The organism is Bacteroidota bacterium, from assembly GCA_037133915.1.
Taxonomy (GTDB): Bacteria; Bacteroidota; Bacteroidia; order Bacteroidales; family CAIWKO01; genus JBAXND01.
Genome location: JBAXND010000014.1, coordinates 56,593 through 80,876, shown reverse-complemented (window position 1 = coordinate 80,876; position 24,284 = coordinate 56,593). Strand labels below are relative to the sequence as shown.

Annotated in this window: 21 protein-coding genes; 3 read left to right on the top strand and 18 right to left on the bottom strand. The window is 41.0% G+C overall.

The genetic code is table 11. The features are described from left to right. Positions 1-53 precede the first annotated feature (53 nt). The 3 genes from WCM76_06760 to WCM76_06750 are packed head-to-tail and all read right to left on the bottom strand — an operon-like array spanning position 54 to position 4,126. Positions 54-875, bottom strand: coding sequence for a hypothetical protein (locus tag WCM76_06760; GenBank protein MEI6765325.1), 822 nt, complete (start codon positions 873-875; stop codon positions 54-56). Then, on the bottom strand, positions 872-2,395 hold the full coding sequence (locus tag WCM76_06755) for an Hsp70 family protein (protein ID MEI6765324.1): 1,524 nt from the start codon (positions 2,393-2,395) through the stop codon (positions 872-874). Before WCM76_06755 ends, WCM76_06760 begins: the two co-directional genes overlap by 4 nt. Positions 2,396-2,425: 30 nt before the next feature. Then, a complete protein-coding gene (locus WCM76_06750; GenBank protein MEI6765323.1) occupies positions 2,426-4,126 on the bottom strand; it encodes a hypothetical protein in 1,701 nt (566 codons plus the stop codon). A 695-nt stretch (positions 4,127-4,821) separates the two neighbouring features. On the opposite strand from WCM76_06750, the gene WCM76_06745 reads away from it, so the two are divergent. Then, the gene (locus tag WCM76_06745) at positions 4,822-6,066 is read left to right on the top strand and encodes a tyrosine-type recombinase/integrase (GenBank protein ID MEI6765322.1); all 1,245 of its coding nucleotides are present in this window, start codon (positions 4,822-4,824) and stop codon (positions 6,064-6,066) included. A 46-nt stretch (positions 6,067-6,112) separates the two neighbouring features. Then, positions 6,113-7,615 (top strand): DUF4062 domain-containing protein, encoded by a 1,503-nt coding sequence (locus WCM76_06740; GenBank protein MEI6765321.1) that lies wholly within the window; start codon positions 6,113-6,115, stop codon positions 7,613-7,615. A gap of 251 nt (positions 7,616-7,866) precedes the next feature. Here the strand turns inward: WCM76_06740 and WCM76_06735 are convergent, their stop codons facing one another. The 10 genes from WCM76_06735 to WCM76_06690 all read right to left on the bottom strand — a co-directional run bounded on the left by WCM76_06735 (position 7,867) and on the right by WCM76_06690 (position 17,735). After that, the gene (locus WCM76_06735) at positions 7,867-10,899 is read right to left on the bottom strand and encodes an efflux RND transporter permease subunit (GenBank protein ID MEI6765320.1); all 3,033 of its coding nucleotides are present in this window, start codon (positions 10,897-10,899) and stop codon (positions 7,867-7,869) included. Further along, positions 10,896-11,816, bottom strand: a complete 921-nt coding sequence (locus WCM76_06730) for an efflux RND transporter periplasmic adaptor subunit (GenBank protein MEI6765319.1) — start codon at positions 11,814-11,816, stop codon at positions 10,896-10,898. Before WCM76_06730 ends, WCM76_06735 begins: the two co-directional genes overlap by 4 nt. A gap of 26 nt (positions 11,817-11,842) precedes the next feature. Further along, the gene (locus WCM76_06725; GenBank protein MEI6765318.1) at positions 11,843-13,090 is read right to left on the bottom strand and encodes a TolC family protein; all 1,248 of its coding nucleotides are present in this window, start codon (positions 13,088-13,090) and stop codon (positions 11,843-11,845) included. A gap of 105 nt (positions 13,091-13,195) precedes the next feature. Further along, complete coding sequence (locus WCM76_06720) at positions 13,196-14,038, bottom strand: transporter (GenBank protein ID MEI6765317.1); 843 nt, start codon at positions 14,036-14,038, stop codon at positions 13,196-13,198. Then, positions 14,022-14,483 carry a PepSY-like domain-containing protein gene (locus WCM76_06715; protein MEI6765316.1) on the bottom strand — a complete coding sequence of 154 codons (462 nt, stop codon included), beginning with the start codon at positions 14,481-14,483 and terminating at the stop codon, positions 14,022-14,024. Before WCM76_06715 ends, WCM76_06720 begins: the two co-directional genes overlap by 17 nt. Before the next feature lie 88 nt (positions 14,484-14,571). Then, a complete protein-coding gene (locus WCM76_06710) occupies positions 14,572-14,919 on the bottom strand; it encodes a hypothetical protein (protein ID MEI6765315.1) in 348 nt (115 codons plus the stop codon). Positions 14,920-15,050: 131 nt separating this feature from the next. Further along, positions 15,051-15,314: a hypothetical protein gene (locus tag WCM76_06705; GenBank protein MEI6765314.1), complete on the bottom strand. Its 264-nt coding sequence runs from the start codon at positions 15,312-15,314 to the stop codon at positions 15,051-15,053. An 86-nt stretch (positions 15,315-15,400) separates the two neighbouring features. Further along, the gene (locus tag WCM76_06700) at positions 15,401-15,760 is read right to left on the bottom strand and encodes a glycerophosphodiester phosphodiesterase family protein (GenBank protein ID MEI6765313.1); all 360 of its coding nucleotides are present in this window, start codon (positions 15,758-15,760) and stop codon (positions 15,401-15,403) included. 53 nt (positions 15,761-15,813) lie between these two features. Then, positions 15,814-17,061: an ATP-binding protein gene (locus WCM76_06695; protein ID MEI6765312.1), complete on the bottom strand. Its 1,248-nt coding sequence runs from the start codon at positions 17,059-17,061 to the stop codon at positions 15,814-15,816. Then, positions 17,061-17,735 (bottom strand): response regulator transcription factor, encoded by a 675-nt coding sequence (locus tag WCM76_06690; GenBank protein ID MEI6765311.1) that lies wholly within the window; start codon positions 17,733-17,735, stop codon positions 17,061-17,063. The genes WCM76_06695 and WCM76_06690 overlap by 1 nt, the downstream gene beginning before the upstream one ends. A 102-nt stretch (positions 17,736-17,837) precedes the next feature. On the opposite strand from WCM76_06690, the gene WCM76_06685 reads away from it, so the two are divergent. After that, positions 17,838-18,059 (top strand): hypothetical protein, encoded by a 222-nt coding sequence (locus tag WCM76_06685; protein ID MEI6765310.1) that lies wholly within the window; start codon positions 17,838-17,840, stop codon positions 18,057-18,059. Positions 18,060-18,598: 539 nt separating this feature from the next. On the opposite strand, the gene WCM76_06680 is transcribed toward WCM76_06685, so the two are convergent. Genes WCM76_06680 through WCM76_06660 form a run of 5 tightly spaced genes read right to left on the bottom strand, consistent with a single transcriptional unit; the run spans position 18,599 to position 24,256 of the window. After that, complete coding sequence (locus WCM76_06680) at positions 18,599-18,760, bottom strand: hypothetical protein (protein ID MEI6765309.1); 162 nt, start codon at positions 18,758-18,760, stop codon at positions 18,599-18,601. An 8-nt stretch (positions 18,761-18,768) separates the two neighbouring features. Next, the gene (locus tag WCM76_06675; protein MEI6765308.1) at positions 18,769-19,875 is read right to left on the bottom strand and encodes an efflux RND transporter periplasmic adaptor subunit; all 1,107 of its coding nucleotides are present in this window, start codon (positions 19,873-19,875) and stop codon (positions 18,769-18,771) included. Beyond that, on the bottom strand, positions 19,865-21,130 hold the full coding sequence (locus WCM76_06670) for an HlyD family efflux transporter periplasmic adaptor subunit (GenBank protein ID MEI6765307.1): 1,266 nt from the start codon (positions 21,128-21,130) through the stop codon (positions 19,865-19,867). Before WCM76_06670 ends, WCM76_06675 begins: the two co-directional genes overlap by 11 nt. Next, a complete protein-coding gene (locus tag WCM76_06665; protein ID MEI6765306.1) occupies positions 21,120-22,355 on the bottom strand; it encodes a TolC family protein in 1,236 nt (411 codons plus the stop codon). The genes WCM76_06670 and WCM76_06665 overlap by 11 nt, the downstream gene beginning before the upstream one ends. Next, positions 22,352-24,256: an efflux RND transporter permease subunit gene (locus tag WCM76_06660; GenBank protein ID MEI6765305.1), complete on the bottom strand. Its 1,905-nt coding sequence runs from the start codon at positions 24,254-24,256 to the stop codon at positions 22,352-22,354. Before WCM76_06660 ends, WCM76_06665 begins: the two co-directional genes overlap by 4 nt. Positions 24,257-24,284: the final 28 nt, after the last annotated feature.

The window sequence follows — 24,284 nt, the reverse complement described above, 5'->3', positions numbered from 1 at the left end:
ATGCACAGATTACAATTTTGCAATCTCGCTGCGTCCAACTTTGGCATATTAATTTATTCCTGTTTCAAAATGATATCCCCATCTTTTTGTTCAGTGGTCCAGATACCGTCAATGTAGCCATACCCGCCGCCGGGTGTTGTTATATAAAAAGCATAAAAAAGCACACTGCCATCCCAGCTTATGCTATTTCCTCGTACGTCTTTTCCATAATACTCAAGCACCGGAGTTGTCTTGCCCGGGTCCAATGGATATTTCCAGAAAAAGGCAAGATGCTTTAATTGTTTATTTTCATCCAAAAATAGCACTGACATGCGTGTAATCGTAAACTGATATTCCGATTTGTTAGCGATCTTTAATTTGCCATTCTTCATAAATGGAGCAAATGAAGAATGCAACTGCGTGGAATCAGCGCGAAGTTTTGAGATGATTGTTTCCTGTCCTTTCATTACTTTATCGCGCTTCATAAACATGATAAAAAATGACAATCCAACGGCAAAAAATATGACAGATCCTAATAAAAACATCACAGGCAGCCCCTTGCTCTTTAGGGGTTTATTCTGCGGTTTTTTATCATCTTTTTTGCTTTCAACCTTATTTGAGATATTAATATTTATATTTGAAGGTGAAGTCCCTATCAACGGCTTGTCGGTTGGTAAAAACTGCGTTTGGTCAACCTCCGCATCAGGGCAGAGTACCCTAAAAGCGTCTTCAAGTTTCTGGATGTTCTGATTGTAGATCTTTTTAAGATTGGGTGTTGGCGCATTTGTAAGCCTTAACATAAAATCGGAATACATTTCGCGATATTTTTCCAAAATATCATCGTTGCTAGCTTCATTCGATAAGTCGAATAATTCGAGCGCTTCTTCTCTGGTCATACTAAACAATTTATTGTAATATTGTTGACTAACGCTTTTTGCGTGTAAAGGTAATTGCTTTCAGCTCCATGCATCCCGAAGGTCTGATTCAATTGTTGCCCCGTTTGCGGGTCAAATGCTTTCACATTAACAGTCCCGTTAATAGTATTTTCTATAGTAACTTCAATAGGATAATTCCGCTCTGTACCGCGGTTAAGTAAGATGACCATATTGCCAAGGCTTATAGGGGCGGTCGTTTTGTCAATGTATTGAACAAAGTCAAGCAGCATTTTTTCCTGCAGGGGATGCGTTGTATAATACGTTTTGCATACCGTTACCGGTAAGGGTGTATTTTTGCTGATTAGTGTATCTATTTTTACTCTTCCAGTCGCAGAGTCGATGCTTCGGATGCCTGTATTATATCCGCAAACACCCTTAAGTTCCGGGGGAATATTATATTTTGCAGCATCGCCGTCGAGCTGACAAACATGCATGGCCGCGCCTGCGGCAACCGCTTTCATTGGATTATGAAACAGTACTTTTTGGGTGTCCTTATGGAAGATCTGATGTATCCTATTTTTTATCAACGGCACCATGGATGAGCCTCCGACCATAATTACCGAATCAATATCTTCTGTCCCAATGCTTGCACTTTTTATGCAGCGGAGCAATACTTCCACTGTATTTTCAACATGTGGTGCAATCGCTTTTTCAAATTCGTCAGCGGTCACATAAGCCTCAAAAGGCTTGTTCCCGAGCAGGCACATTTTTTTTACAAAACGTGTCCCAGGCATTCCCAGCTCTATTTTTATTTGTTCGGAAACCTTGCGCAGGTTAAGTAAAAATTTTGCATCGGGTTCTGTTTCTTTACCATAATGATGCCAGTATTGTTTCAAGATAATCTCGCCGATACGCTCGTCAAATTCTTTACCGCCGAGCTCAGTCAGGCCGTCCTTGGCCAGTACAAAAACACCTTTTTCATTCATGCTTAGTAACGTAACGTCAAAAGTTCCGCCCCCAAGGTCATACACCAGAATCAGTTTATCCATCGTGTTTTCGGTGATACCGTAATGCAGGGCGGCCGCTACAGGTTCTTCAACGAGACCTAGTACGGGAATTCCTGCCATAAACGCCGCGTTGAGCACTGATTTGCGTTGCGGATCCGAAAAATGAGCAGGTATAGTAATTACGGCACCATCAAGCATTTCTGATGCATATCCTTCAGCATCCGCCTTTAGCTTTTTCAACACAAGCGCGCCGATAGTGTCAGGGTACCACGGTGTTCCTTTGCTGTCGTAAAATAGCGGTTTTTGTTCACCGAAATTTCTTTTAAAAAATCGGATCGCAGGATGGTCGGGATTTTGCTCAAGATAGGATTCGGCAAAAAGCCCTACCAGTGCCGTTTCATTGTTGAAATTTACGATTGATGGCGTAAACAAATTCTGCCTGTAGGTGATATCCGGTATATAAATTACACTGCCGCCACTACCCATTCGGGTGATCAACGAAAATGTTGTTCCTAAATCAATTCCTACTTTCATAATTTTTGTTGAACAATTAACAGGGATTATTTACACTGGTGTAATCGCATCGGCAATTGTTTTGATTTGCTGCCTAAGCTCTTTTTCATATTGCACAATATGGTGCTGCAATTGGTTATTACTTATCTGTGCAGCCGCGAGTTTTTTTTCTTTAACGTCAATACCCTGTATCTGTTTATTGAGTAGCTGTTTTTTGTCGCCCTGATCGGAAAGGCGTTTTGAGAGCACCCCCTTCACATGCCTTTCGATATGGGCAATATACGCCTGCATTTGTTCTCGCTGATGTTCGGTTATCACTGAAGGCCATTCGCGCTGGACATCCGAAAACATCCGCTTGGTTTCGTTCAGAAGTGATTCTTTGGCTTTGTCTAATTCTTTTACTGCCATTTCATCCTTTTCTTTTTTTACCGTTTTGAAAACAAAGTATCCACCTATAACCAGTAAAATGATGGTCAGTGGTATCATTATTTCGAGCATCCCACGGATAAATGACAGTCCAAAAGTAGAGAACATCATAAAAAATATCATTTGATACCTTCTAATTGCCATGAAATATTCGTATCCCCCCATACGCCTTAATTCGCTTTTATACGGGCGATCAATGCGGACCGTGCTATCAAGTATTTTCCGGTAAGAATCATCAGTAAGATGCTTGAAATAATATGGTACAACTGCAATATTTGATTTGCCTAAGTCTTCCTCCATTTTTAAGCTGAACGAATCATACATGTCGCTCATTGAAGATATATCCTTGGCACAGTGATCGTTCAGATGCTGATATAAATTATTCAGGAAATTATTTTCAAATAATGGAGGGATGACGAACTCATGTCGTTTAGCTTTTTTTTCCGAATCCAGTGCCGCAAGCTCGTCTAATGAAGTTTCTGTCGCATACCACAACCGCCCTGTTTTAGTGCGAAAATTTTCATCAAGATGCCTTTTAACTCCTTTTTCAAAATCATTAAATACAAGTTGGGTTTGGTTTTTGACATTCTGAATTATATCGCTCTGAATGTTACGGTCCTCATTTTGCTTTTGGGATATCCCTATTTGCTGTTGAAGAGACATTTTTTTTGTCTGGATCTCGGCAATATCCTGTTCGATATACATTCCCAGGTAGGAACTGATATTATTCAAAGAGCATATTGCAGACAAATCTGTCAGATTAGTTTGCAGTGCATCATTATCCAAAAAATGAGCAAATACTGATCGGTTTTCATCTGTGACGTCTCCAATATCTTTGATAAATACGAAGATCCCCAGGTTTTTTAACCCCAGACTTACTTTTTTCTCTACTGTGATCCCGTTGCTGGTAATTAGAAATAAAAAAGGAGCATTATCTATGAACCTGCTTAATTCAAGCATAAATGATTCAGCATTGGAAATAGGTTCATTTACATAAACGATCGTGCAGGAGGGGGTAATCCTTTCAGTTTTTTGGGGTGGCGGTTCTCCTATTAAATATATTGGGATGCTTGCCCGAAATCCTGATTCATTTATTATGATATTTGTTCTTTGTGTATTGAACGTGAGGCCATCTATGATGTGCTGATTTATTTTACCAAAAATAGCGTTTGACAGAGATTCTGCTTCAGAAATCTCAAGGCGTTTTAGTAAAATTATCTCTTGAATTAATATTTCTTTTTCAATAAACTCTGTCAAAGCATTCAGCGCTTTAATTAGCGGCTCAGGGTATACAAACAGTTCCGCAGATTGCAAATTTTTTTGCATTTCCCGGAGAAACTGGTTTGTTTTGTCGTGTTTAGTCGAAACCATAACTCACTGCTTGTGCCGCAAACATACATAAAATAAATTATTTTTTTCAACTTGTTAACAATAGAAGCATTCTTACTAAAGTTAGAATGAAATGCTGAAGCCAATCGAAACTTATTGTTGTTAGTATTTGTGTAATGCATGCTCAGGTGAATACATGCTCCCCATCAAGTAATGTCATTGAAAATGCGATTAAATGCACGAATAGATTTCAATATGATAAAAAATAGTAACTTGCCATGCCCTCAAACGCGAAATCACGAAATATCCTTTATTATCTAAGGCGAGCGAAAGAATTGACCGGAACTTGGGTATGCAAAATTGTTGATTTTCCGGAAAGTGGGCAGCGCATAAAAACCTTGTCAATAATGGGCTGCAAAAGGTGCATTTCTTTATTCTTACCCTTATTCTTACCCCAAAAAAACAAAAGCCCCATAAACAGGGGCTTTCAGAAGGATAATCGTACCCGGAGCGGGACTTCATATATTTTAATCAGGATTAATTATTGTTTATTAATAATGCTGTTTATCAACACATTATAAAATATAGATTTATTTAGTTTTGTTATGTTTGTTCTTATTTTTGCATAAATTTGGGTACCCAATTTGGGTACCCACTTTTTATTATCTTTGACCTCTCAAAACTCAACACAAATGGCAAATATTAACTTCTATCTTAAATCCGGAAAACAAAATAAATTAGGTGAAAAGTCGATTGTAATGCGAATTACTTTCGATATGCAGCGTACGATAATTTTTACAAAATGTATGATTCATCCTAAATTCTGGAATGCCAATAAGCAATTAGTAAGGCCTCCAACCCAGCGTGAACCAGAAAACAATCACGTATTCATCAATGAAATGATTCGGACATACCGGAACAAAGTCGAAAAAGCCATTCAGGAAGCATTGGAAAATAACCTGACATTGAGTGAAGCATACTTCAAGAATTGTTTAGTGAACAAACATACCCGTAAAATAAGGAAGGGCTTTTTTGAATGGATGGATGATTATATTGAATCCGGCAGGCCTCAGAAGGCACCCAGAACAATTACAGGTTATATAACCGTTAAGAATTTCCTGAAAGCATTTGAGGAAGATACACACTACAATATCGACCTCAACGCAATTGACATGAACTTTTATGACAGCCTTAAGAAATATGCTTTTCTCAAACGTCGCATACAGGACAATTACCTTGCAAAGATTATTAATGTGCTGAAGTCTTTCCTAACATGGGCGAAAGACAGGGATGCGAAAGTCAGCGACCATTATTTCAAGTTCTCCGCACCGGAACGGGAGAAAGATATCATTTTTCTGACCATTGAAGAATTAATGACGCTATATCGTTTTAAGTTTCCCAATAAAAAACATGAGAAGGCTCGCGACCTTTATTGCTTTGGCTGTTTTACTGGTTTGAGGGTTTCTGATATACAAGAGCTCCGCCGGGAGCATATCAAAGAAGGCAGTATCCATAAAACAATCCGTAAAACTAAAGTGAGCGAGATCATTCCACTGAACCAGTTTTCTGAGGAAATTCTGAAAAAATACGATGATGGAGGTGACCGGCCACTCCCGGTAATTTCCAGCCAGAAGCTGAACGATTATATCAAAGAGTGCTGCAAAAAAGCAGAGATAAACGACCCCATCTCAATTACCCGTTTCTTTGGTGGAAAAACGGAAGTGCTTACTTTTCCCAAGTATGAGCTTATAACAACACACACAGCCCGAAAGACCTTTCTTACCAATAGTATATTACTTGGGATGAATTACATGGCAGCACGAGGTATTTCCGGCCATAAGCGGGATAAAAATTTCAACCGTTATGTGAAAATTGCCGAAGATTTCAAGCAAAAGGAAATGGATAGAACATGGGGGCAGTTGGAGAATCGAAAATAATTAAATGTATCTTTATCATCCGGAACACGGATATTAAAAGTTGTCTATGCAGAAGTTAAAAGTATTTATAAGCAGCGTGCAGAAGGAATTTGCCAAAGAACGCAAGCAACTTTTTGAGCATTTTAAAACGGATGCCCTCTTAAATAGTTTTTTTGAACCTGTAATATTTGAAAAGCTTCCGGCAAGCAGTCAAGCTCCGAATAAAGTTTATATTGATGAAGTCAAACAATCGCAGGTATATCTGATTCTCTTAGGACAAGATTACGGCTTCGAGGACAAAAATGGCATTTCCCCTACTGAGCAGGAATATACACAGGCAAGAGCACTTCATCTGGACTGCCTAGCGTTTATTAAAGGAGATACAGGAATCTTCCGCCATCCCAAAGAGAGTGAGCTTATAAGTAAAATTCAAGACACACTTTCGTATAAGCGATTCTGGAAAATCGAAGAATTGATTCAGGAGGTGAATTATGCCTGTGTCACTTTGTTAAAAGATAAAGGTCTTGTTCAATTGACGTCTTTCGATGAATCAGTGCATCCCACGGCCAAAATCATAAATTTGAATGTGGCAAAGGTTGACAATTTCATCGGCATCGCCAGAGCGAAAAGGGGATTTCCATTAAGGCAGGGAACTGCTATTGAGAAAGTGTTGTCGCATCTTCATCTGCTCCAAGGGAAGAAAGTCTGCAACAGTGCCTTGCTTGCATTTGGAAAAGAGCCACAACAGTTTTTCCCCACGGCGGTTACGAAATGTGCACACTATCATGGTCTGATTGTAGAAAAACCCATTCCCGACCACAAGGTATTTCAGGGAGACGTATTTGAGCAGGTTGATCAGGCGGTTGACTTTATTTTGTCCAAAATAAGCGTCTCTGTTGGAATAAGGGATATAAGCACTCAGGCACCCATACAATATGAAATACCGAAGGCTGTTATTGCCGAGGCAATAGTCAATGCTGTGGCTCATCGTGATTATACGAGCAATGGCAGTGTTCAGGTGATGCTGTTTGCCAATCGCCTTGAAATATCTAACCCCGGTCGTCTGGCACCTGAATTAAGCATCTCCCAATTAAAGGCAGATCATTCCTCCTATCCAACGAATCCGCGCTTAGCCGAGCCGATGTATCAGGCAGGCTATATTGAACGTTTCGGAACTGGAACCGGAGAGATTTACAGATTAACAAAAGAAGCTGGATTAAAGGAGCCTGTATTTGATTTATCAGAAGGTTTTAAAGTTATTATCTGGAGACCTGCCGAACAAGCCACCGACCATGTTACCGACTATGTTACCGACCATGTTACCGACCATGTTGATGAGTTGGTTATAAGGCTTATTATGGTACTATCAAAGAATAAAAGCCGCACGGAATTAATGGAGTTACTTGACTTACGACACTCAGGAAATTTTCGCGATAATTATCTCTACCCTGCAATAGAAGCCGGTTATGTTGAAATGACCTTACCCGAAACGCCTAAAAGCATAAAACAGAAATACCGGCTTACACAAAAGGGTATAGAACTGAAAAAGGGATTAGACAATAAAAAATGACACGTAGCAAACCTTACGAATAAAATGCAACCGCCTTACCCTTATCCTCGGCAGATGTTTATTTATCCTTTATGCGGAGGGGTAAACCAAGAAATGATAAAATGCTTCAAAAGAAACGTCCAACTCATGGTAATCAAATCAAAATTACCATATTGATTATAAAAATAAGTCCAATAATTCGTTTCAATTATACTTCCAATACGGTTGAAACAGAAAGAAAATTCCGTTATGAATACTATAAATAATTTTCTTTAGACTATATCCTTCTCCCAGTAAAACAGCATCATTAACGAAGGTAAAACAACCGTCAGCAGAGGAATAGCGACAAGAAACCCTCCGATAACAGCCGTTGCAAGTGGTTGATGTAACTGCGAACCTGTTCCTATGCCCAGTGCCAGCGGCATTAAGGCAATAATAGCTCCGAAGGCTGTCATCAGGTTCGGGCGTAAACGCAAAGAAACAGCCGTATTAATGGCTGTTCTGATGTCCATATCCAGCCGACATTGCGTGAATTGCCTAAACGTGAAAATAGCATTTTCGCCAACTATTCCCACAATCATAATCAGGCCGGTATAGCTGCCCACATTAAGCGGCGTGCCTGTCAGGAAAAGTGCCAGTACACTTCCCCCGGCGCCAATTACAGAAATAAATAAAATGAGCAGCGATGCTTTTAAATCTTTGAAAAGAATCAGTATCAGCAAAAAGACCAATGAACTTGCAAGAAAAAGAATCATAAGCAGCTCCTTGAATGATTGCTGCTGTTCGGCATAAGCGCCCCCATAATCAATATGGTAACCCTTAGGCGTATTAACCTTATGCTTGACATTAGTTTGAATATCTTTCATTACGCCGCCCAGATCACGGTTCTCAAGACGTCCGGTAACGGCCACCATTGTCTGAAGATTTTCGCGTTCTATCTCTACGTCACCTTCGTCAATATGAATATCGGCCACTGACGACATTGGCAAAAGTTTTCCAGTTGGAAGAAATATATTTTGTCCGGATAGCTTACTAATGGGCAATTTAAATGTTCCGGGATACAGAAGCCGGATTGCAGTTAGCTGTTCTTTTTCCGGAATGCTGCCACATTCCAAACCTTCGAGCTGTAATTTTACCTGACTCTGAAAATCGGCCGGCGAGATCTGGTACAGTGCCAGTTTTGACTGATCGGGCTGCACATTTATAGCCGGGCCAACAACGGTTATGCCATCGAATACATCGGCTGTGCCGGGCGTTGCTTCAACAACAGCCGAGACTTGACCGGCAATTTCCTTTAATTTTTCATGATCATCACCGAAAATTTTAATCTCGACAGGCTGTACCGAAGCCATCAGGTCGCCCAGCATATCGCCTATCACTTGCCCAAAATCCACACGCAATGCCGGCTGCGTGGCTTCAATGCGCTGACGAAGTTCGCTTGTGACTTCTTCTGTAGTGCGGCTTCTCTGAGTTTTTAATTGTATCAGATAATCGCCTGTGTTGGGTTCCGTAATAAAAAACCCCATCTGTGTTCCGGTTCGTCGCGAGTAGCTTTCCACTTCCGGTATTTTGGCAATAATCTTCTCAACTTCCTTCAGCATACGGTCGGTTTCTTCCAGCGATGTTCCCGGTGGTGAAACATAATCCAGCACAATGGAACCTTCATCCATTTCGGGAAGAAAACCTTTTTCAAGTTTCGTAAATAACAAGGCAGATGAAGCCAGTAGAAGCACAATAAAAATGATACTCCAAACTGGATTACGTGAAAAATAGGATATCCATTTTTTCGGACGTATCACTGCAGGTATTGACTCTGTTATTCTTGTCTTATCACGATGCAGGAAAACATAAAAATATCTAAGGCCAATCCATGTAACAAAGAACGAACAAACCAGTGTGATGATCATGGTCGTAGTAAGCACCTTGAAATAAGCGCCGGCCACACCACTCATCAAAAAGAATGGAATAAATATTACAATCGTGCTGATGGACGATCCAAGCATGGACGGGAATAATTGTTTGATAGACGTTGACACCAGCCAACTGCTTTTTTCCGCAGGATGCAGTTCATGCGTTCGATGAAATTGTTCAACAAGCACAATAGCATCATCAATTATCAGACCGATGGATGCGGCAATAGCGCCCAGAGTCATGATGTTAATCGTGTAGCCACAGGCGTAAAGGACAATCAGCGTCAATCCAAGTGTTACCGGGATAGTAAACAAAATGGTTAGTCCCGCCTTAACGGAACGCAGGTAAAGGAAAACGACAAATAATGCAAGTAAAAGTCCGATCCATAAGCTATCGGTAACGCTCCGCATCGCGCCTTTCACAAAATCAGCCTGCACATAATAGGGTTGTATAACGACACCCTTTGGCAGGATGGTTTTCAGCTCGGTAACTTTCTTTTCCAGATCTTCTGATACTGTGAGCAGGTTGGCGTTGGGCTGTTTCACAATTCCAATCAGCAGAGATTCCTTGCCGTCTGCATTGATCTTAACATATTCCGGCCGTACTCCCACACCAACACTCGCTATATCTTTTACTTTAATCACACGCTTGCCATCGCTGCGCAGTACACAATTTTCAATATCCTCTTTATTATCAAAAACGGCATCGGTAAGGGCAAGATACATGCGGTGATAATCGCTCACAAAACCATTTGAGGAGATAAAATTCGCCCGCCCAATAGCTTCCTGCACCATCTGCGGAGTGATGGAAAAAGAGCTCATTTTATTCTGGTCGAGTGTAACATAATACTCTTTGTTCTTCCCGCCGAGAATGCGTACTGCCGATACACCATTCACCTGAGAAATATATGGCTTGATGATATTGTTTGCTATTAGATTCAGTGCAATGGAATCCTTTGAATTGCTTTCCAACTTAAATCCCATGATGAGCAGAATAGAAGGATTCATCTGCTCAACAGTAAGCTGTGTGCCGTCGGGCAAATCATTTTTGATCTCGGCAATTCGTGACTCCATCAATTGCTGGCAAAGATTGATATCGGAATTCCAGTTGAAGAAGGCAGATATTTCGCAGCTTCCGCGGCTGGTAATACTTCGAACGGTTTTCAGGTTCGGTACTTGCTTTATGGCATTCTCAAGGGGCTTTGTAACGGTAATCATCATTTTGTCGGCAGGCTGTAATCCGCAGTCAGCAATAATCTTAATCTTTGGAAACGTAATTTCAGGGAAAAGAGACGTTTGAATTTGCTGATAAACGAAGATGCCACCCGCTATAATAAGCAGCATAATGACCATTACCGGGACCTTATAATCCGAAAACCCTTTCCCGTCTTTCATTTTATGATGTGTATTTTTGCAGTATCCGACAATCCATAGCTTCCGGTTACAACGATACGATCCTCCGGTGTGAAAAGCGGAGCTATAATTTCGACACTTTTGTCTGTTTCTATTCCTTTCGACACAGGAACCTTAACTGCGAGGCTATCGGAGATAAGTTTCATGACCCACCAGTTGGTCTGGGCTTCATCACATAATACAGCTTCTTTCGGCACTGTGACTGCATTGGGTTTTAGATTCTTGGTGAAATGAACAACGGCAACAAGGTTTTCCGGCAAGCTTAACGTACCTTCAGGATTTAGGATAAATTTTTCTGTCTGCGCAAGCGGTTCAATTGTTGAAAGCTTTGCCCCAACGGTGGCTGTGATCACTTTACCATCGGGCAATGTGATTCTGCAATGTTTCCCTGAAGTAACGTATGCATGCTGATCATAAGGAACCTCAAGGATAAAGACGAGGCTGCTCAGCGAAGATATTGTTGACAACTCCTGCCCTTCCTGCACATAATCGCCTTGCTGAATATTTGAAGCGGTAATCTGTCCGTAAGCGGGTGCACTGACTTTAATAATACCGGCAAAATTGCCGATACTGTCGCGCTGTTTTCCTTCAAGTGCCAGGCCTTCTTTGGTCTGAACATAGAACATGATATCGCCTTTTTTCAAGGTGCTGCCGAGGTTCACCAACACCTGTTTAATATACCCGCTGATGGGTGACCTGACACTGCTTTTGTCAAGAAAGGAAGATGTAGCATTGAAGTCAACGGTCTCTTCAAGGGTTTCCTTATTGACATTGGCGACTGTTACAGGCGTGATGGACTCTGTCGCACTATCCGCGGCATTGTCAACAGGTGAATTGCATGAGGCAATCATACCAAAGAGAGCGAGAACCAAAATATACGGGCGAAACTTATTCATCATACATTTCTCTTTTACAAATAAAAAAATCAATTGCCCAGCCAATAGCTCAGCTCATTCAACAACAGCAAGCGTTGAGTCAGTAAAGAAGACTTGTTGCGTCTGACTTCCACAAAATTCCGAAGGACGGTTATGAAATCAATCACAGAGATGCTCCCTGTATTTATCAGGAGACGGTCGGCATCTAACAGTTCTTTGTAAGGCGCGACCTGCAGTTCCGTCATTGCAATTAGCGAATCATACTGGCTGATCTGCGCTCGTAACTGGGACACCTGCATTGTGTATTGCTTGCTGAAGAATTCTTTGTAGGTCTTACGGCTGTCTTCTATCAGGCTCAACTTTGACAATTCAAGATTTTTCTGTTTTCCTGAATTCAGCGGCATCGAGAAATTCAATCCAGCGCTAAATCCAAAATTCTTATGAATAAGCATCGGATCGGTATTATTCAGCCCGGCGTCGGCATACCAACTAAGCTTGGGGATGTATTTCAGCCGCGTCATCTCCATTTCATTCTGTGTTTTCAGGCTGTCAATCCGAAACTGTTCAAAAAAAGGTAATTGCTGAGGATTTTCCTTAACCGGATTTATCGCCGGCTCTGTCAACGAATATACGGTTGTATCCGTAATCCCGCAAATACGATTCATTTCAAAAAGACCCTGAATGTATGCCAGCTTTAGCTGCTTGATATTTATCTGCTGCGTTTGTATCTCTATCTGCATTGCAAGATACTCGGCCTTGTTATACAAGCCTTGCCCTGCAAGTTGTTTCACAACATTTTCCTGCTCCTGAAGCATTGCAAGCACTTCATAATTGTATGCTACTTCTTTACCTGATGCCCAAACGGTGATGAATTGATTGGCTATTTGACGTTTCAGTTCCCGGCGTGTGAGTTGTGAGCTGTTTTGTACTGAACGACCCAGTAAATGTATGTTCTCGTATTGATTCTGATTTGTCCTTTTTACAAGAAGTTCCTGCGAAAATCCAACAACTGCAGAAAATGTATTTCCGTTCGTAATTGCTTCATCATAGCCATAACCATTAATCACCGGTGCCGCGAGCATAATTCCGTTGGCACTGATTTGCGGCTTGCGGGATATTCTAACCAGCAGGCTATCGTAGTGAAGTGCGCTTTGTTGATTGCTAAAATCCTTTAATGACGGGCTATTGCTTATGCCGGTCTGCAAATAATATTCAAGAGTTTGCATGGGTGCCTGTCCTGCTGCAATGCAGGAAAGCCCGGTTACATAAAACAATATGAGCAAAAGTTTTTTCATCATACAGGATGTAAAGATAATTAATTTAAAAAACCGCCTTTCACCCAATTGCAATGAAAGGCGGGTCGATTACCTGCTGTCTATATCTTCTTGACTGGTTCCCTGTTGCTATTCTTCCTTTTTATAATTGAAAATGTACGTAAACCCTGGGCGGTATAACAAGGCGTTATTATTATCATAGGTAACTCCAAGCGCAATAAAAAACTGTGGTTTAATATAAAACCTCGCCCCGATCATGCCTGTAAGTTCTCCACCGGCCAATTCAGGTGAAATATTTGCAGCATTCTCCGGCGAAGAATTAATATTATCAGGTGATTCGGACATTGAGCTCGTGTTTCCGACAACTTCGGCAAGCAGGTCAATCCTTTTGCTTAGATGAAATTCTGTTGCAAAGGCATAATCAATTATGTTATCAATTTTAATCGTATCAGGATTTCCAAGAAAAGTATACCCGATATTTCCATGGAAGTTAAATTTCCCAATCTTTTTACTGGCGACCAAATAAACGGTATAATCTGTCATTCCTGTACCTATTAATTTGTTGTGCGCGGTTGGTATCTTCACTTCACCTGCAACAGCAATGGCCGGACAGTATTTCTTTTCATGAATAAAATTCCATGTAAGTGTCACTTCAGCATCTCCGATACCGGTGGTGCTTTTACCGTGCTTGGGACTAATATTGGTATAGAAAACAGGCTCTACCAATAATTCCCAATAATCAGAGATGCCATAAGCAATGGCCATTGGATACGCCGCCTCTTTTCCTTCGCCTGAAAGTTGATATTCAAACGTATTTTCCCATTCCAAAGACTTTGCTTTCAGTAGTTGCCCGGTTTCTGTTTCAAGCGGCTGTTGCGCATTGGCTTGACAGAAGATGAATAATCCAAGGAAAACAAAAAGTGCGGAAATTATAGTTTTGAGTTCGACAATAAAATCAGTCTTTGTCTTCATCAGCCTCAGAATTTTTTGTTTTGGAAATAAAAATTCCGTCCTTATCATAAATGAGATCATAGGAATCGGCGCCAATCTTCGCTTCTGCCTCATAAGTGATTATACCTTTCTTTTCAATTTTTGCGGCTTCATTGATCTTGCTGCCGGGATAGGTTGTCTCAATGTTTGATTTAATATTAGCGGGCAGGTCTTTAACGGCCATTTCCGTTTCGGTTTCCAGCAATTCTGCCGTAGCGCTAATCACGCATGACATTTCCTGTTTATTCAAAGTAAATTCCGCTTCGAAGTTATTATCTTCTTTGCTCCATTTTACAGATTTAGCATCCGGAAACGATGCGACCATCTTTATTTTTACATTCGACGGAACATTGGCTTCATTGAGTTTTTGTCCGTACGAACAACTTGCAAGCATGCCTGCAAAAACGAGAATCAAAAGTTTTTTCATTTTGAAAGTTTTTAAGTTTTAGAGTACAAATGTATTTCGCAATTCTGTAGTGAATTGGGAATGGCAGGCTTTATACCGCAGGCCAGAATCAATCCTTATCGCCTGTATCGCATTCGCAACTGGAATTATTATCGTTATTATCCTGATGGTCACCTTGCTGTTCAATATCTGTTTGTTCGTTCACAAAAGAGCCATCGGTGTTAAACTGGCATAATTTCTTTTGGCCATTTAATGTTATCAGAACGCAATAGCCAGTGTTATCCTTATTAAACCATTTTTCAGCGACAACATTGGGATATTTTTCCTGAAATGCACTATTTACGGAAACAGGAACTGCCTCTGCAGGCACAACAGGACACGAGTTTTTGTTTTCTTTCCGTTTTTCGCATGAAACCAAGATGACAGCACAAGCAAGAATAATAAACAGTTTTTTCATTTTTTAAGTTTCTAGTGTTCGGAAGTAAAAATAAGAGTAAATTCTGTATCGAATTGGGAATAAATCAAACTTAAAATTGATTGACATTGGGCGATCGTTGGTTATAGCCGCTTTCAATCGTAAAGCGGTAATTATTTACCTAAAATATCTGTTACTTCGGGATCAATGGTGATTCCGCTCTCATAGCGAGGATTTACAATATTGTTAAAAATAGCGCCAAAGGTGTATGTAATCCCAATCCGCAATCCATAACTGTAGTCTGTAAGAATTTCCTTGTGTTGCAAAATTATTTCTTCGGGTGTTAACCCTACATTGCTTATTGAACGTTGATTTTTGATGTATGATAAATTTCCAACAAGATTCAGGAACAAGCCCTGCGCGATATGAAAATCCATATGTCCTGTAATATCAAAACGATACCGCGATGGATGATTGATAAAATGATTTGCAGTAAGCGTCGTGGAAATGTTCCCCCAGCGTTCTATGCGGGTGTAGGTAGCGTCAAAAATTTCATTAAGCAGAAATTCCTGCTTAAACCACCGTAAGATGTTATTTCCGATAATTCAGGTCCATGATATAGAATTAGTTGTTTATCTTTGGTTAGCTGAGCATCTATTTCCATCCCATCAGCGCCCATTATATCTATTCCTGCCTCAATACTTTCAAGAGTATTCATAGGGTAAGTACTTCCAAAACTAATTCCCGAACCACGGTGTCCGAGAACAGCAATCACATTATTATTAAGATTCGTCAGCCCTTTTGTATTTGTTTTTTTACACCCGCAAATTACAATGAAAAATATCAAGGAAAATGCCAGCGGATATTTAGTGAATATTTTCACGGAATCGTTTTTGGTAACTTTTATAATGAAAATGGCGCCCTGACAACACAATATTACAACATTACTATGACTCTATGTTCCATTTCAGAATAACTGTACTTGGCAGAGAACTTATACAGATCAGCTATTTGCTTTACAATTGCCAATCCAAGTCCGGACGATGATGAAGACTGATCGTTTTTTCTGAAGCGTTCAAACAAAGTTTCCGGATTTACAAGCAGCGGCACCCCTGAATTTGAAATTGCAATTTCATGAAGGCTAATGTTAATCCTGATGCTCCCGTTCTCAATATTATGCCTAATAGCATTTGATAAAAGATTCTCGATAAAAATATCGGCTAATTCCGGACTCATTAGTATATGCAATGATTCCCTGATATCAATATTCACATCGAGTTTTTTAAAAAGAATCCGTTCTTTATAAAATGCAAGCTTTTCTTTTACTATAGATCCAATATCTACAGAAGATTTTGGAAACTGGTCATTGTTGATTTTTGCCAGTAACAGCAGAACTTCATTGATCTTACTTAATCTTAAGACCGTATTATACATCCGGTGAACGCTCAAAGCCATATCTTCAGAAATGTTCTCATTTTGCAGCAACCGCTCGCTATCCAGCAGTAAGGATGCTAGTGGCGTTTGTAATTCGTGAGATGCATTTTCAGTAAAAGCCCGTAGTTGTATATAGTTCATTTTGGCCTTTTTTGCCATTTCGCGGATCTCTTCATTCAGCATCCTGAACTCTTTTGTTTTAACGTCAGGGAGATCAAGAGTGTCTCGTTCATTCAAATCAAGTTTCTTTATTTCATTAAGGGTATTAAAAAAGGGCTTCCATAATCGCAGTGAGAACACCCCGTTAATCACCAACAGCATCACCACTAATACTGCGGCAATAGCGAGTAAAGTATATCCAATAGTATTAATTAAGTCTTCCGATTCAAAAGAAGGAACGCTCAGAAGCACATTGAATGAAGTGTTCCTGTTTTTCATCGAAAACGCAAGCACCTTATATTCAAGAAATTCTTCCTCCCCTTGATCGTAGATCATCGTGTCATGTATATATTCTGCTGCAGGGACTACTCGCGTAGTGTCTATCTTACCTGAAAAAAGAACGTGATTATTGGGTAATGAACCATGTAAAAGGTAGTATTCAGTAATCTTTTTTTTGTCTGATCGGAGGGTTTCAGTGACTTCTTCGTCGGCAAGGCGTTTAAGCTGAAAATAGAAAATGACACCCCCTGCAAAAAAAAGCAACAGAGTTGCGGCAATATAAACAAGTGCAGTTTTTGTCAGGAGTTTCATTAAATTCCGAATTTATATCCTATGCCATAAATAGTCTGGATGTGATCGGTACCGCCTGCATCCACAATTTTTTTTCGGACGTTTTTGACCTGTGAGTAAAGGAAATTGAATGAGTCGGCAGTATCGGCCTCGTCTCCCCATAAATGTTCTGCAATAGATTCACGAGTGAGTACTCTATTTCTATTGACGATGAAAAACAGTAGAAGATCGTATTCTTTTCGTGTAAGTTTTATTTCATTTCCTAACACAAAAACGGCTTGTTGATCGGGTATAATTCTTATTTCTTCAAAAATTACATCCTTTTTACCGTCAAAAGCCCTGCGTCTAATCACAGATTTTACACGAGAATTTAGTTCGGCAATATGAAATGGCTTTGTGAGGTAATCATCGGCACCTAGATCAAGACCGGCCAGTTTATCCGTTAATGAATTCTTTGCCGAAATAATTATTACACCCGTTGACGGGGCAATCTGCTTTAGGCGTTCAATAATACCCAGACCGCTGCCACCAGGCAATGTAATATCCACAAGTACACAATCATATTCGTACAGGGAAACTTTTTCTAGCCCCAAATCATACGTATCAGCAACCTGACAAATATATCCTTCGCTTGTGAGAAAATCACGTATGTTACAGGCTAAACCCGGTTCATCCTCAATTAAAAGAAGCTTCATGCTGTAAAAGTAAGGATTGAATCTGTACCAAATGTGGAATTAGTAAAAATGCAAGCGGATATAAATATATTTCATGCACTATTCTTATCTGACAAAAACAAGATGAAAAATCCCAGCGCTACAACGCCCTCCATAAAATTCCAGACAATGCGCCGCGGCCACCACTTCATGCTCGCCACAGTCCTTATTCTGCAAATTTCGGCCATCGCAACCTTGCCCCTGAGGAGCAAGTTTCAGAAAAGCCATGCTCACTTCGATTTTTTCAGAACGATCTGCGACACTGCCATCACATTTCTTTCCAATTACTCCAAAACGCCCTATTAATAGGGCCTCTTGAAAGTTCAGGCTGCTCCTGTCCCGATAGTTGTACAACTGTACAAGCACTTGTACAGATTCCCAACACTTGATTGAACAGGGGCACTTATGAATATGGCGCATGCTGAAATGACCGCCAAATAAGTAATTCAACCAGTTCTGCATTTGCTTTCCCTAAATAAGTCTGCAACAATTTCAGACGTATTTCTGTACCGAATCCTGTACAAATTATGCCGTAGTTTCATCATTATGGGTCAAAAAGGACGAAATCCTATACAATTGCTGGTAAATTGGATGTCCATTGCTGAGTAAAACGGGTTATGCAGGCCGAAATTTCTGTACAACCTCTCCGGGATGGTTAATCTCCGGCACATTTTTACACTAAACGGCAATATTGCGGCACTTCCACTGCATGGTTTCAACTTTTCCAGCATCCTGTTGACCATTTGCAACTATTATTAGGACAAATCGGCCCAGAAACGCAGACTTAGTCATGAGATTCTGTTAAAATCACGCACGTGCCAGCGTAAAAACGGAATTTTCAGCACTCACTCAGCTTTTTTACTCAGTCCGTTGGCGATTTCCCGGAAACTTTCGAGTCCTGCTTCGAGGTTTTCGATGATTTCGAGGGCAAGCACATCTGGATCGGGCAGGTTGTCGAGGTTGATGATTATTCTTGCATTTTGAAACTCAAAATAGGTTTTGCCCATTTAAACCCTCACATCTTCATCCCGTCCATGGGGTTGGAGCCGTTTTTGAGTATGTATTCGCTGTTGAGCAGATAGGAGCCTGAAATGACCACCTTTTCGCCTACCGCAAGTCCTGAAATAATCTCAATCCTGTCTGAATTACGAATGCCGGTGGTAACCATCCTTACGTTGAACATTCCGTCAGCATCCTGAACCCAAACGGTGCTGCTATTTGCCTCCTCAATAACAGCATCAACAGGTAGTGCGATCGCGTCTTTCTCATTTGATTTCAACCGGACTTCAGCCATCATACCCGGCTTGTACTTATTGCCAGCATTGCCGATATTCACACGAATCAGGCTGATAGACGAGCTTCTTTCAAGTTCAGGATTCAAGAAAGATATCTTGCCGGGCATCACTTCATCCGGAAAGGCATCAACTACCCAGTTTACTGTTGCGTTTTCACGGATACTACCTATATCACTTGTATAAGTCTGTGCTTCTATCCACAGCGTGGAATAATCAGCTAATTGAAATATCAGTGAACCAGGCATTACATAATCACCTTCTCGTGCGTTTACCTCCAAAATATATCCCGAAACATCGCTCTGTATTGAAATTGTATTTATTACTTTCGCACTTGCCTTGAGCTGTTCAAGCTGTTTCCCGCTAAGGCCGTAAAGCAATAGTTTGTTTTTGGCAGATTCAATGAATTGGGAATAATCATTACCGGAACCCCCGAGTTTCTTTTGTTTCTCCAGCGCCAGAATATATTCTTTCTGTGCTGATACCAGATCTTCACTGTATATATCATAGAGAAGGTCTCCCTTTTTAATCATGTCGCCGGTAGTTTTCAAATAAAGCTTGTCTATCCGTCCCTTCACTTTGGATGTAATCACCTGCGTAGTGTTCTGATCGACCACGAGCTTACCTGAAAAAGTAGTTTCTTCACCAATTTTCTCAAGTTTTACAACGGCAGTTTTGATATTGGCAAGCTGCATCTGAACTTTGCTGAGACTGATTCCCTGTCCGGAGGCCATGCCGGGCACAGCTTCCTCTGTAACCTTTTTACGGCTGCATGAGGCTGTAATCATCAGCCCCACTATTCCATACAGCAGGAATTGTTTACCTCTCATGGCTCACGGTCTTTATAAAACTTTCACTATCTGCCATAAACTGTGCATTTGAAGTGATCACTGTTTCGGCATCAATTCCTGAAGTAATTTCTATACGGTCACCATTTACGAGTCCTGTTGTCACAACTGCAGGAACAAAAACGTTTCCTGACTTCACAAGCGCTATCTTCTGCTTGCCGAGGTTAAGGATTGCATTTTTCGGAACCCATAATCCGGTGTGATTCCCTGCTTCAATTTTCGCTGTGACCAGTTGACCAATTTTAAATTGACGACCCGTGTTATTCATATACACCCTGACGTTCACGAACCTGTTGTTATCAGGATTGGTCGCCTCAATGTAGTTGATAATGCCTTTATACGCAGGTGCCGCCGTGCCGCCGACAAATATTTCCGCATTCTGTCCTGTTTTTATTGCTGCGATATCAGAATTATTAACACTCAACAATGCCCAGACACTTTCATTGCTCACCACTTTAAAAACAGTTTCGCCCTGCGTAACATACATTCCTTCTTTAATGCTGATGCTTTCTGTACTTTTAATGTTATTTCCCTTTTCTGACATTCCTTTTGATTCAGGCGTTGCGCTTATGTTCCCTGAAAAATCTCTTCCAACAACGTATCCGGAATAATTACTGAAAATGGCAACAAGATTTTTTGGTTTACCACTATTCTCAACTTCTTTCAGCTCTGTTTCGTTCATACCCAACAGACGAAGCTTCTCACGAGCCGAGTTGATAAGGTCGGATTCTTTGCTGTCATTCTTGATAAGGAACAACAAATCTTGCTGCGCTGTCATCAATTCCGGGCTGTAGATTTCAAACAGTTTTTGTCCCTTCACAACCGGCTGAAACGAATAACGGACGTACAATTTATCTATCCTGCCATCTACTCTGGAACTGATATTATTTATGAAACGGGTATCGTAGATTATGATGCCATTTGCTTTAATAGCCACTGGAAGTTCAAGTTTGACGGGCTTTACGGTATCCAGTGTTGAAAGAAATTTCTGAAATGTAGCGCCAAGTACAGTTTCCAGACCGGTCAATGTGTCTCCTTCCATACCACTCTTTTTCTCCACCAGTGTCATGCCACAAATAGGGCAGTTGCCGGGTTCTGAACGTATCACCTGCGGGTGCATAGAGCAGGTGTATGTCTTGTGCGAATGCTGTGCATCTCCACCATGACGGCCATTACATGATGATACCACAATAGCAGTAATTAAAGTAATAAGTAATATGAAAAATTTATTTTTCATAATTTTCCATGAGTTTTTCAAATTCTGCCTGTTGCAACAGCAACTCCTTTAATTGATCAAGATATTCAAGCTTTGCCATTTTCAGAGCCTGCCATGCATCCAGCACCATAAAAAGGTCTTCAGTGTTTTGTTCATAAGCCAACATGGTGACCTTATAGTTCTTTTCGAGTGCGGGAATGATATTTTTTTCATATAAATCAACCTGCTTTTTCTTGCTCTTTATTTGCGCTTGAAGTGATTGTATCATCCCGCTCACATCGTTCAGCAATGCTTCTTTTTCTTTCTGGCTTGATGCGATCTCAAAATTGATCCCGGCTATATTGGCCTTGTACATTTTAGATGACCAGGGCGCGATGGGAATCGTTATCATTCCCATGATCGTAAATTGTGTGGGCTGTGATCCAAAGCCAAACATATTGTCATAACGAATGCCGAAATCGGGCATGCGCTTGCTCCATTCGGCCCGTTGTTTTAGTGTGAGCACATTTATTTCCTGATCTATGGCACGTAAGTCACTGCGGGTTTTAGCAATAGTTGCCGTATCGATAAGGGTCATTTCATAATCATGGATAATATAAGTGGTGTCGATATCAAAAGTGATATTTCGATCCCTGTTCATTAGCGTATTTAGCTTTATCTGTTGTTGTGTAATATCATTGTCAGCCATCAGCTCCATGCTCTGAACTTCGGCAAGGCCTGCTTTTGCTTTATAAATATTGCCCAGCTTTTCCTGCTCCAGTGGGTAGCGTATCTCCGAAACCTTGATGATATAACTCATCAGGTCTTCACTTTCCGTCAACACAGCTTTTTTTCTTTTCAGTATAAGCCATTCTGTGTAAGCCATTTTTGCTTGCGCGAAAAGTTCATTTTTAGCAGCACTTTTATTCTGAACTTCTACAGAGGCCATTCCCTGCATATAGTTATACGATGCTTTGAGTTTAGCCGGGTTGGTAATCATTTGTTGGGCAGAGATCATGTAGGCACCCATGTTTTTCTCAAACGAGTAAGGCGTCATGTACAGACCGGTACCAATTTGCGGTGCTTCCCAACTTTTGGCACCTGCCGCGTAAGCATTATAGGCTTTAATCCTCAGGTCATACATTGCCAGCTCTGGATGCTGTTTTTCAATTATCGCTTTGATACTGTCGAATGGCAACACTTGTGCCCTTGAAAGCAATGGGGCAAACAACAACGTTGTCACAAGAAAAATGATTGCCTTTTTCATGATGTGCCTCCTTCCTTCAATCCAAAAACGTCGATCCTTCCTTTTCGTTTCAGTTCGCGCTCCTTCACGATTTCAAAAACAACGGGTGTAACAAGCAATACATAAATAGTGGACGTAAGAACCCCGCCGATGAGAGGCAGAGCAATCGGAAGCATTACATCGCTGCCTACACCGGTAGCCCATAATATTGGCAATAAACCGAACAGTGCAACCGAAACGGTCATGATTTTCGGACGAAGCCTTTTGGCTGCACCGGCTATCACGTATTCACGGATATCGGCATTCGTTATAGTTTCGCTGGAATTGCCTTTGAGCTTTACAAGGTTTTGCATGGCCTCGTTCAGGTAGATAGTCATCAACATCGCCGTTTCAACGGCTATTCCGAACAGGGCAATAAATCCAACGGCCACGGCAACCGACAAATTCACTCCATAAAAGTAGATCATGAAAACGCCGCCTATCAGCGCGAAGGGAATAGTGATCATCGTCACCAACGCTTCTTTCACGGATTTGTATGTAAAGTAAAGTACAAGCAGTATTATCAGCACTACGAATGGCATTATCAGCATCAGCGTTTTGTTTGCCCTGATCTGATTCTCATACTGCCCGCTCCATTCAATGAAATAGCCTTTCGGCATTTTTTTTATCAGCTTGTCAAGCTTGGCCTGGCATTCTTTTACGGTGCTGCCAAGGTCGCGGTCGCGGACATTGAATAGCACCGAACCCCTCAGCATGGCATTCTCTGAATTGATCATCGGTGGGCCATCGGAGATGATGATATCGGCAACAGAAGATAAAGGAATACTGCCAAAATTCTCGGTGAGTATCGGGATGCGTTTGATGTCCTCAATACTCTTTCTGAAATCCTGTGAAAGCCTCACGCTGATGCTGAAGCGCTCCCGCCCTTCAATGGTATTGGTAAGGTTCATTCCGCCAATGGCCGATTCCACGATCATATTTACATCATCAACACTAAGTCCGTAGCGACCAATTTCATCACGTTTAATCTTTATATCGAGATATTTTCCGCCCGTGATTGGTTCCACATAAAGGTCCTTGACACCGTCTATTCCTGCCAGCTCTTTTTTGAACATCTGCGCAAGCGAATAAATAGAATCAAGATTCTGACCGTAAACTTTTAGCCCTACATCCGTCCGAATACCTGTTGATAGCATGTTTATGCGGTTGATGATAGGCTGCGTCCATCCGTTCACAACGCCCGGAATTTGGAGCTTTTCATTCAGCTCATTTACAATATCTGCCTTCGAAATTCCTTTCCGCCATTCCGATTTTGGCTTTAGCAGGATGATGGTTTCGATCATGCTAACCGGAGAATTATCTGTTGCAGTACTTGCCCTGCCAGCCTTTCCAAGCACGTTATCAACTTCAGGAACGCTTTTGATGATCTTGTCCTGAACCTGTAGTATCCTTTTTATCTCCGAATTTGAAACATCAGGCAGGGTTACCGGCATAAAAAGGATGGAGCCTTCATCAAGGGGTGGAAAAAATTCACTGCCAAGACTTAGGAACATCGGAATACTCACCAGCAGTGCCATTAAATTTACTCCGATGGTCGTTTTTCGCCAGATAAGACAAAATTTCAGGATGGGCGTGTAGATCTTTTCAAGTGTCCGTGTTATGGGATTCTTGTGTTCGGGCTTCAGTTTTCCTTTCAGAAAAAATGAGATCAGGACAGGAGCCAGCGTGATGGCCACTACTGCATCAACAAGCAAAATAAGTGTTTTTGTCCAAGCAAGCGGATGGAAGAGTTTCCCTTCCATACCTGTCAAAAGAAAGACAGGCAGGAAGGAAACCACCACCACAATGGTAGAGTAGAACACACCGGGGCCTACCTGGTGCGACGACTTCTCAATTATTTTTATACGCTCCTCTTTGTTCATTTTCAGTTGCAATAAGTAATTGTTCCAT